The organism is Clostridium sp. (assembly GCF_050717515.1).
In the GTDB taxonomy this organism is placed as follows: Bacteria; Bacillota; Clostridia; order Clostridiales; family Clostridiaceae; genus Clostridium_AD.
Window position 1 is genome coordinate 428037 of record NZ_JBOITL010000032.1, and the last position, 9442, is coordinate 437478.

A 9442-nucleotide genomic window follows, 5' to 3' on the forward strand; every position below is an offset into this window, starting at 1 on the left:
TAATTTGTTCGCCCTTTTCAAGAATATATCCATGTCTTGGTTTTTATTGCTCAACTTTCCATAAACTTTACCATAGTAGTACAAGTAATTATATAGTTAAGGGTAAAAGAATTAAGTGCCATACAACATAATAAATCTGCAAACAACAAAAGCCGCGAAATGAGCATTTCACGGCTTTGCTTTGTACCTTACTCATTTTAATACCATACTATTTCAGCTATATTTAGGTCTCTGTAGCAATGAAACAAAAACGGCAATGGTAAATACAATTTATACCATTGCCGTTTAATTAATTAGTTCCTTATCAACATACACATTCACACCGACATATAGTTATATTAAAAAAATGTAGATTCTCGCTCACTGGTTTTAGCGTAAATGTTCATTGAAATTCTCTTCATCGATCCAGTATCCCTGTTGATTATAATGTTGATACAGTCCATTCTCGTAATCTCGGGTTAACAGAACTTCATCTGTGTATTCCGGTGACTGCTTTATGTCATCACGAAGAAGAGTGATGAATACTTTAGATTCATCCCAACTAACGCGTTCTATCCATTTTGGTGAAATAAGAACCTTTTTACCCGGCAACCAATTCTTTGTATCAATGATTAGGTAACGAATCGCCAATGTTTTATCATCAATGATAAAATCATCAACATGTCCAATCGTGTCATCTGTAGCTTGAATGTCATATCCAATTACATCACTAGCTATGTGTAAATGGTTTTCCCACTGTTCGTTAACTTGAGGTGATCCCATTAATTTTTCTTGGTCTTGACTACTCTCTATGCTAGGATAAAGTCCATTTGTTCCCCACATGGTTGGTCCACCCCAATATCTTGGCCATTCATAATATCTATAGTAATCTTCTTCATATTGTCGTGATATAGGTTCATCATTATACAAAGACGGACTGTTTTCAATCTGATTCTTGGTGAGATTAATGGTGATGGATTGTTCTTCTTTATTAACCCCGGCCAAAGCATACGGTGAGATTATTACTTGTCTACCAGTTAACCAATTTCCTGTGTTTACAATCAAATAGCGAATTGCCCAAAAGTGGTCATCAAAATAGAATTCTTTGACCTTACCTATTTCTCCGTCTATACAGCTTAATTTGTAATTCTTTAGTGTTTTGGCCTTGTTTAACATAATAACATCCCTTTCATATTTTATTTTTTCGTAAAATGGCTTTGTGTTATATTTAAAATAACACTTTCTATTATCGTCCTCTTCTACCAATAACATCAAAAACGAATAATATAACAGCTATCACAATTAATGTGTGTATCAGGCCACCACCAATATTAAGCACAAGCCCCAATAACCAGAAAATTATTAATATTCCTGCTAACCAACGTAAGAATCCCATAAATATCACTCCTTTATAAAGTATTTTTTTAAAAAAGGCGTTAATACCTAAATTTTACGTCTAATACTACACAAATTTAAATTTGCGGAAAACTTAGAATATTATGTTTATATTGTATCACTAATTCCAACATATTTCAACTTTTTTCGACAATTAATTTAAGTTGTTCCAATATTCAATATTTTACATGTTTATTGGGTTATACAAATTCAAGCACTCATTAAAACTTATACGAACTTTGTTACTATATTTTAAGGATTGATTTTTCTTCATTCTAATAAATTAGAGAATAGTACTTTTTATAGAGGCATTCAATCAGTTGGCAGATAAAAACATAGTTTCAGGTATCCATACTTTGAATGATGTTAATGAAACTAGAGATTATTTAGATGTTTTTGATTTCATAATTGAAACATCCTTTCACAGCTCCTAACACATTTCTACATGGCAAGAGATATCTGTTCTCTCCTCAGATATCTTAATATATTTCCAAACAACTAGTATATAAAAACTCAAAGATATTGTCAGCTTCTTTTGTATTATAAAACTCAACCATTAAAGTATTAAACTGCAATCTATCTTTTGCTTTTATATTAAATATACCTTGACCTTCTGATATTAAAACCATGTTAGATACTAACCTAGAGGTTCTTTTATTCCCATCATAGAAAAATTGATTTAAAGCTCCCCATAGAAAAATTTCAAAAGCTAAATCTGTTTTACTTTCACATATTTTTATTAATTGAGGTAATTCATTTTTAAAAATACATTCTAGCTCTTCAGTTCTTGGAGGTATAAATTCGGTACCGGCTATTCTAACTTGACCAGTTCTGGACTCAAGTTAAGCATAATCGCTGCAAACATTCCTGTATATTCATATTCAGGATTATTTGATAATGTTCTATTAGTAATAAAAAGACAGAATTAAATAAAAGCGGTGGCAAATTTATCGTTTGCCACCGCTTTATAAAATATAAATAAATAGAATTAAACAGGTATTACTTAAACTTAGTTAAAAGGAAAAATGACTATATATAAAGGTTCGGTGACTTTTAAACTTGATAAGAACTAGTTCTTTCGAATCTGAGGGTCGGAAGTTTGTACTGGTTATTAACAAGTGTTTTTGTTTTAAGTTCAAATTTTATTGTTGGGTACTACAAATAAAAAATAGTACCCAGTTATACAATATTACAATTTAAATTAATATTGATAATACATTGATATAACTATAGATTATGAAATAATATACTCATAAATATCTTCTCTTACAGGTGTATATAATTGATATTTAATTTCCACAGCAGTCTTATTAGTATTTCCCATAATAATAGGTTTAGGGGTTCCTATAGCCTTAATTTTCCCTAGATAATAAAATTCTTTAGAGGTTTTATCATTCTTATCTTTTCTTACAAATAAATTCATTTCAACACCATTATGTATATTTTTGATATAATTCAAAGCTTGTATTCATATAATGGGCACTATAAAACTTTTTATATCTATCTATACCAAACTGAATTAGATCTTCAACCATTTCTTTAAATTCTTTGTTTTTCAAATTTTCAATAAAAACCTCTGAGGTATTGCTACCTTATCTCAAGATGGCGGAGAAAATAGATTAAATGTTGCTATCAGTAGAGCTAAGAAAAAGGTTTATCTTGTTACTTCCATAGAACCAGAGGATTTAAATGTTGATTCATCAAAGAAAAATGGACCTAAATTATTTAAAAAGTACCTTCAATATGTAAAAGCAGTTTCAGAAAGTAATGAAAAACAAGCACAGGGGATACTTTATAGCGTATGTGATTTTGGAACTTCAAGAAATGAAGAAAATCATTTTGATTCAGATTTTGAAAACCAAGTTTGTGATGCACTTAAGAAAGAAGGCTTAATTGTAGATACTCAAATAGGGGTATCTGGTTATAAGATAGACTTAGCAGTATATGACAGGTTAAGTTCTAAGTATATTCTAGGGATTGAATGCGATGGTGCAGCCTTCCATTCATCTAAGTCTGCCAGAGAGCGGGATATTTATAGGCAGCGGTATCTTGAAAGTAGAGGTTGGAATATTATTAGAATTTGGAGCAAGGATTGGTGGACAAGTCCTCAGAGGGAAGTTGAGAGAATTGTGAATAGAGTTGGTGAAATAATTGAGGGGATAAGAATTAACAGGTGATCACTGTATTTTTGATGTGCTTATTACAATATTGGTCATATTATGTCCATTAGACTAGAATTTATTTGCTATTTTTTCCAAGTCACAGTGAAAGCTCCGAAAATAGGCATATTTTTTCGGAGCTTTCACAGTTACCTTAGTGGGTCACGAAGTTACCCGCTTGCTTATATCAAAATAGGATCTAAATTATATACTGGAGAGAAAATTTACGGAACGGTAGTTAAGGAATCTGAGATATTCTACTATATTCAGAAGGGAAATGACGCTGAAGAATATGAGTTTATGAAGGACTCTCTTAAGGACAAGGTAGCCAATAAGAAGCTATTATTAGTGGACTGGTAAGTGTATCAAATTCTATCTAAAGTGTGTGTGGTGCTGAGTGCAATTCAAGTAAAAGTAACGTTAAGATATTAGTCTTCCATAAGCTACAAGATATATATTTCTGGAATGTAGTTTAATATAAATAAAGATATATAATTATTAAGTAGTGCTTTATTTTAATTAAATATAATGGTACAATTATAAAAAAAATACATAAATAGGAGACTAAAGTAAAATGAAAACAAAAATAACTGTTATTTTATTAATCGTAATAATTCTAAGTGTTAGTATCTATTACAAAAGGACTCACTATACAACTAGTAAGACTAACTATACAACTAGTACAAAAGAAAATCCAATTATAACATATGATTACGAAACTTCTACTGATTCAAATGTTAATGTTATATATTTAATAACATCAGATAAAACTGATTATAATTTTAAAAAATATGTAGTGAAAGAAAATGAAACAATAGAAATACCTGTTTTAAAAAATAAAGGATTCATAATATCTTTACATGCAAATAAAACAATGGCTGCTAAATGGGAGTTGAAAGATGATTTAAATGTTTTAAAGCTTGAAAAAATGAATTGGATAGAGCTAAATGAGAATAATAACGAGAAAGCAACAGGAGTTTCTAAAGCAAGACAATATTTTTATTTTGATGCCAAAAGTGAAGGCAGTGAAGTTCTTGAATTTACATATAAACATACTTCAGAGAAAGAAGAATATTTTAAGTTTTTTGTAAATGTTAAATTAACAAATAAGTAAAATAAAAAGACTAGCATATTATAATGGTGCCTATAGGAAGGATATAAAAGAAGTAGGTATCTATAATTAAAGCATTATTATTTACATCTCTTATTTTCATAGGGTTTAAGCATTTCTGTACATATTTAATATCCTCTACAGAAATGTTTTTAGAGATTTCAGATCTAGGAGCAGCATCATAAACATAAAGCTTATTTTCTTCAATTATAGATATTAGTTTTTCAGGGTACTCATGGTCAGTGCAGTAACCAGATTTATAAATGTTAAGGCAGGCCTGCTTGTAATTTTTAGAGGTCATTACAGATTTGTACCTACTAAGGCTTAAAAGCTTTCCATGGTCTAGTAAACTATCTTCTAACGAGACATATTTTCTAAATTTGCACACCATGGGAGTTTTAACTCCATTTATAAATTCAAGAGTATTAAGCTCTTGAACTTCATAGCCACAGTCTTTTGTCCACTTGATTCCGAAGATGTTATTACCTTTAACATGCTGCATCCAGCCTGTTTCTAGTATGGCGTGGGCTATGGTTAATGAGGGAAGGATGTTGTATTTGTTATAGGATTGTAAAGCTCCTGGGATGAGGTCTTTTATTATTTGGGTTTTGTTCATGTGGTGATTCCTCCTTTGGGGTTTTATCTTATATATATGGAGGAAGGGGGAGGGTTATGGAAATAATTAGATTTAAATTATTTGAAACGTTGAATTTTAATTGTTTAGTAGAAAACTATTCATTGTTCTTATTTCTACCGTACTTCTTCTTGTTTTTCTTTTTGGCATCAAAATAAAGCTTTGAAATCATTCTAAAAAACTCATCTTTATCCTCGTTCATGAGTTCCTTGCCAGCGAACAGCATTGGAATCTATATGAAATATGGTGTTATTTAAAGCTACATTGATATTAAAAGAATTAGGTTTTACCACCTTGAAAAACGGAATTATAGAAGCAAAGGATAACGGAATAACCTTATCGCTTACAAGAAATAAAGAATCAAAGATTACTTACTGTAATAAGACAGGAAAGAATCTTGAGCTCTGGTATAATAAGGCTTATTCTCATTTGCCAACAACTAATCAGAGACTAGACACAGTTTTATGTCTTAGAAATATGGATAGAAGCGATAGAATATATATTTTTGATGCAAAATATCGATTATCAGTAGATACAAATAATGTTATTGGTCCAATGGAAGAAGATATAAATGTAATGCATAGATATAGGGATGCTATAGTAAGCGAATTGGATGATAGTCTTCAATTTAAATACGATACCTTTGGTGCATATGTAATGTTTCCTTATAGTAATGAAAGTGAATTTATAAAACATCGGTATTATAAAAGTATAGAAAAAGTGAATATTGGTGCATTCCCTATGTTACCAGGAAGCACTAGCTTGATAAAAAATCATCTTAGTAAAATAGTAAGTGAATCCTATATTGAATCTACAACAAAGCTTCCGACTTATGAAGTAGAAGATGACTACCCAAGATTTAAGAATACAAATGTTATGATTGCTAACATAAGTAATAAGGAGCATTTTATCAGTCGAAAAATTCTTTTGGAGATACAGCTGGTATATACTATTATGCAAAAATAAAACAATTAAGAAAATATAAAAGAAAGGATTGCTCTGAGCTTCCAGTTTTAAGAGGAAACGATGAACAAGACTATTTAAGATTTGAACTAGAAGAAATATATTCTGTAGGACCTATAAAAACTGTTGAATATGGGGTAGAACTTATTACTTATACTACATTATATCTTTTAAAAAATGCAGAAACAATACATGAACTTAGTTTTAAAAATAGGCTAGAAATTGAATTATATAAGGTGTTAAAAGAAATATGTGCAGAGAAAAAAACTAAGATTATTAGAAGAACGGAGTATTTTTTAGTTGGTGGTGTCAAGATTGAGACATTGAATGGTAAGAAGGTTAGGATTGAGGATGAAGTGGTTGTGTGGGAAGAGATAAGGGAGAAGGTTAGTTGTTATCTGGGGTGTAAAAGAGAGAAAAATAAATAAATGACAATACCGTGGCATATTAGTTTAAAACACTCACTTTGTTGTGGGTGTTTATTTATTTTCCGAAGACAGAAGCCAGGATTATTCAACAATTTTACACCCGTACTTTGCCATAGAATTGTAAATATTTGAAGGTAATTCAAGATATTTGTAGAATAACTGTATAGTAGATAAAATGGAGTGGAATTTGTAAGTGCTGCTAAGAATGTAAATTCCATATTGACAGTATGTCTATAATGTAAACACAAAAAAAATAACAGTTAATCTATGAATGTCGGGAATACCGTAGTTGACTTAGTGAGGATTAAAAACAGGAAAAAAATGATTATATATTAAAGTAACAAGGGGGAAATAAAATGATAATAAGAAACATTGAAAAATTAGATGCAGCAGAATATTTAAATATGTTATTACAGCTCGATAAGGAAAGTGAAAAAATGATGCTCGAGGCTGGTGAAAGACCTAATAGTGTTGAAGAACGAGAGGGCTATATAGACTTCATAAAATCGAGTAATTCACTTGAACTTATCATTGAAGAGGGCACTAGTATTGTTGGGCACCTGAGTATCGAAAGAGGTTGGGCAAATCAAATTAAGCACACTGGATTTCTTATAATAGGATTATTAGAAAAGTATAGAGGTCAAGGCTTTGGAACACAGTTACTTGACCAAGCTATTGAATGGTGCAAAAATAATGATATTCACCGTATTGAACTTTATGTAAGGTCTGATAATAATGCGATTTCCTTGTATAAAAAAATGGGATTTGATATTGAAGGAACAAAGGTTCATGCATTAAAAGTGGGAGATTGCTACTTTAATGAATTACTTATGGCAAAAATCTTGTAAAAATCTATAATTTTTTGTAGGAAACAAACTGGTATTATCTATATAGTCAGTTATACTGCACAATTATTTATGCTAAGAAAATAGGTGAAATGAGTGACAATACTTGATATGTGGACTAATAAGGCAATTTCCAACCACTTTTGGCTAAGGGCAGTCGCCCTACAGATCAAAGGTATCATAAATTGCAGACGTTAGTACAATTGCAAATTCCCAATATTCTTATAATGTCTATAATGAGAAGTTCAAAAAATGAAAGTTATAGGATAATGGGTATATGACGTCCTAGTAATTTAATGCGCTGCTACAACTAAAATAGATATTTCCGATACAACTGTATGATAAAGAAAATTATTTGATGTAAAAGGAGAAAATAATCAATGAATATAGTGATTAGGGAATTGAAAGATGTTGATTTAGTTCCAGATTTATTAGAACATTTCAATCGTTATCAGAAAATTTCAAATGTTTGGAGGATAATTGATGGTAAAAAGTTATTGATAGAAAACCCATTTATTGAAAATTGGGATAATGAATTAAAACGAGAAATTGTTTATGAAGATTTTAACGATTGTATAAATAGTGGAGGAATTGTTTTTGGCGTGTTTTATAATGGCAACCAACTTATAGCATTTTCATCATTACTACATAACTTTTTTGGGAGTCAAAAGCAATACGTACAATTAATGCAGTTACACATTTCGATTGAGTATAGGCGATTAGGGCTTGGAAAAAAAATGTTTGCCTTATGTGTTAAGAAAGCTAAAGAATGGGGTGCAAAAAAACTTTACATATCAGGGCATTCAGCAGAGGAAACCCAACAATTTTATGAAGATGTTGGATGTGTGGATGCAAAAGAAATTAATGATGACATTGCTAACCATGAGCCTTTTGATGTTCAATTGGAGTACAAATTATAACACTTATAAATTAGTGGTTATGTCTATTATTTAAGACGGAATATCCTTAAACTGTGTCACAATGGTAAAATATGACGGTGCGACAAGAAGTCGCTAATTAGTAGTGTTTCTTAAGAAATTGCGTTAGTTACTAAGCATATCCCCGCTTGAAACTGCACTCCGAGTAATTGGATTGTAGGTTGCATGAGAGTTAAGTACCTAAGGTCATTGTTTTACGTAGAAGCAAGACTTGGTTAGGGGAAAAATGGAAAGTATAAACGAAAGTTGAACCTTTGTAATCTTCGTCATTTACGATAAGCGTACTACGGAGTAACAAGCTTAATATGGATAGGAAAGATTGAATCGTTTTCCAATCGTGCAGTAACCCATATATCCATCGGAGTATAGAATGATGCTTAACCATTTGAATCTACTATTAGTGGAACTTGGCAAGCCCTTTGAGTTCCTCGACAGAGGTAGGGTAATTGAAAGAGAACTACAATACCAGAGGGTAAGGGATAGTGGAGAAAGCGAATGCCAGTAGGACGAAAGTCCAGGGGAAAACATAACCCGCTAGATAGAGTTTTATAACTCACTCGAAAGAGGGCAGACTTCCACATGGTCATTAACACGAAAGAAAACGGAAAGCAATTTCTTCGTGAAAGAGAGGTTCAGTTATGAAAACTGATATTGCTATCAGTCGGATACTCCTCTGCTAATATGAAAATATGTGAGGAAATTACACCAACGGATTTTTCGTGCCGAACAAGTTGGTATATACCAACTTGTTTGAGGTAAAAAGATGGCTTGAGCCGTGATGTGTGGAAACATACAAGTCCGGTTCTTAGGGGGGAAAGGAGCCGTAAGGCTCCTTACCTACCCGACAACAAAAGATTATTTACAGTGCGCCAAGAAAGCTTGGCATCTACTTGTAGGGTGAAAGTCCCTATTGAGGAAGGTCTAACCAACCACTCATATCGAGTGTTGCGTTGAAGCTGGTAACAGCAATACGAAGCGTACACAGAGAAC

11 protein-coding genes and 1 pseudogene are annotated in these 9442 nt (G+C 31.5%); 7 read left to right on the forward strand and 5 right to left on the reverse strand.

Features of this window, described 5'->3' with window-relative positions; all coding sequences use genetic code 11:
* Positions 1 to 369: 369 nt before the first annotated feature.
* From ACREV6_RS17970 to ACREV6_RS17985, 4 genes and pseudogenes are all read right to left on the reverse strand, one after another.
* Positions 370 to 1155 (reverse strand): PRC-barrel domain-containing protein, encoded by a 786-nt coding sequence (locus tag ACREV6_RS17970; protein ID WP_431579412.1) that lies wholly within the window; start codon positions 1153 to 1155, stop codon positions 370 to 372.
* Between the two features lie 70 nt (positions 1156 to 1225).
* Complete coding sequence (locus ACREV6_RS17975; RefSeq protein ID WP_431579413.1) at positions 1226 to 1375, reverse strand: lmo0937 family membrane protein; 150 nt, start codon at positions 1373 to 1375, stop codon at positions 1226 to 1228.
* Between the two features lie 478 nt (positions 1376 to 1853).
* Positions 1854 to 2003 carry a hypothetical protein gene (locus ACREV6_RS17980; RefSeq protein ID WP_431579414.1) on the reverse strand — a complete coding sequence of 50 codons (150 nt, stop codon included), beginning with the start codon at positions 2001 to 2003 and terminating at the stop codon, positions 1854 to 1856.
* Between the two features lie 605 nt (positions 2004 to 2608).
* A pseudogene (locus tag ACREV6_RS17985) lies at positions 2609 to 2954 on the reverse strand (DUF3427 domain-containing protein); the annotation flags it as partial.
* Between the two features lie 207 nt (positions 2955 to 3161).
* On the opposite strand from ACREV6_RS17985, the gene ACREV6_RS17990 reads away from it, so the two are divergent.
* The 3 genes from ACREV6_RS17990 (at position 3162) to ACREV6_RS18000 (ending at position 4647) form a co-directional block, all read left to right on the forward strand.
* Positions 3162 to 3551 carry a PDDEXK-like endonuclease domain-containing protein gene (locus ACREV6_RS17990; RefSeq protein ID WP_431579435.1) on the forward strand — a complete coding sequence of 130 codons (390 nt, stop codon included), beginning with the start codon at positions 3162 to 3164 and terminating at the stop codon, positions 3549 to 3551.
* Positions 3552 to 3593: 42 nt separating this feature from the next.
* Positions 3594 to 3893: a hypothetical protein gene (locus ACREV6_RS17995; RefSeq protein WP_431579415.1), complete on the forward strand. Its 300-nt coding sequence runs from the start codon at positions 3594 to 3596 to the stop codon at positions 3891 to 3893.
* Positions 3894 to 4107: 214 nt separating this feature from the next.
* Positions 4108 to 4647, forward strand: a complete 540-nt coding sequence (locus ACREV6_RS18000; protein WP_431579416.1) for a protease inhibitor I42 family protein — start codon at positions 4108 to 4110, stop codon at positions 4645 to 4647.
* A 10-nt stretch (positions 4648 to 4657) separates the two neighbouring features.
* Here the strand turns inward: ACREV6_RS18000 and ACREV6_RS18005 are convergent, their stop codons facing one another.
* On the reverse strand, positions 4658 to 5260 hold the full coding sequence (locus ACREV6_RS18005; RefSeq protein WP_431579417.1) for a glycoside hydrolase family 73 protein: 603 nt from the start codon (positions 5258 to 5260) through the stop codon (positions 4658 to 4660).
* A gap of 261 nt (positions 5261 to 5521) precedes the next feature.
* Between ACREV6_RS18005 and ACREV6_RS18010 the strand changes: the two genes are divergently transcribed.
* The 4 genes from ACREV6_RS18010 (at position 5522) to ACREV6_RS18025 (ending at position 8434) form a co-directional block, all read left to right on the forward strand.
* Entirely contained in the window at positions 5522 to 6244 is a 723-nt protein-coding gene (locus tag ACREV6_RS18010) for a nuclease domain-containing protein (RefSeq protein WP_431579418.1), read from the forward strand.
* A complete protein-coding gene (locus ACREV6_RS25730; RefSeq protein WP_503417273.1) occupies positions 6241 to 6669 on the forward strand; it encodes a DUF8743 domain-containing protein in 429 nt (142 codons plus the stop codon). Before ACREV6_RS18010 ends, ACREV6_RS25730 begins: the two co-directional genes overlap by 4 nt.
* A gap of 356 nt (positions 6670 to 7025) precedes the next feature.
* Complete coding sequence (locus ACREV6_RS18020) at positions 7026 to 7517, forward strand: GNAT family N-acetyltransferase (protein WP_431579420.1); 492 nt, start codon at positions 7026 to 7028, stop codon at positions 7515 to 7517.
* 377 nt (positions 7518 to 7894) lie between these two features.
* Positions 7895 to 8434: a GNAT family N-acetyltransferase gene (locus tag ACREV6_RS18025; protein ID WP_431579421.1), complete on the forward strand. Its 540-nt coding sequence runs from the start codon at positions 7895 to 7897 to the stop codon at positions 8432 to 8434.
* Positions 8435 to 9442 lie beyond the last annotated feature (1008 nt).

Coding starts and splice junctions, on each gene's coding strand:
- ACREV6_RS17970 (WP_431579412.1), bottom strand. CDS start 1,155: ATGTTAAACAAGGCCAAAACACTAAAGAATTACAAATTAAGCTGTATA.
- ACREV6_RS17975 (WP_431579413.1), bottom strand. CDS start 1,375: ATGGGATTCTTACGTTGGTTAGCAGGAATATTAATAATTTTCTGGTTA.
- ACREV6_RS17980 (WP_431579414.1), bottom strand. CDS start 2,003: ATGGTTTTAATATCAGAAGGTCAAGGTATATTTAATATAAAAGCAAAA.
- ACREV6_RS17995 (WP_431579415.1), top strand. CDS start 3,594: ATGTCCATTAGACTAGAATTTATTTGCTATTTTTTCCAAGTCACAGTG.
- ACREV6_RS18000 (WP_431579416.1), top strand. CDS start 4,108: ATGAAAACAAAAATAACTGTTATTTTATTAATCGTAATAATTCTAAGT.
- ACREV6_RS18005 (WP_431579417.1), bottom strand. CDS start 5,260: ATGAACAAAACCCAAATAATAAAAGACCTCATCCCAGGAGCTTTACAA.
- ACREV6_RS18010 (WP_431579418.1), top strand. CDS start 5,522: ATGGTGTTATTTAAAGCTACATTGATATTAAAAGAATTAGGTTTTACC.
- ACREV6_RS18020 (WP_431579420.1), top strand. CDS start 7,026: ATGATAATAAGAAACATTGAAAAATTAGATGCAGCAGAATATTTAAAT.
- ACREV6_RS18025 (WP_431579421.1), top strand. CDS start 7,895: ATGAATATAGTGATTAGGGAATTGAAAGATGTTGATTTAGTTCCAGAT.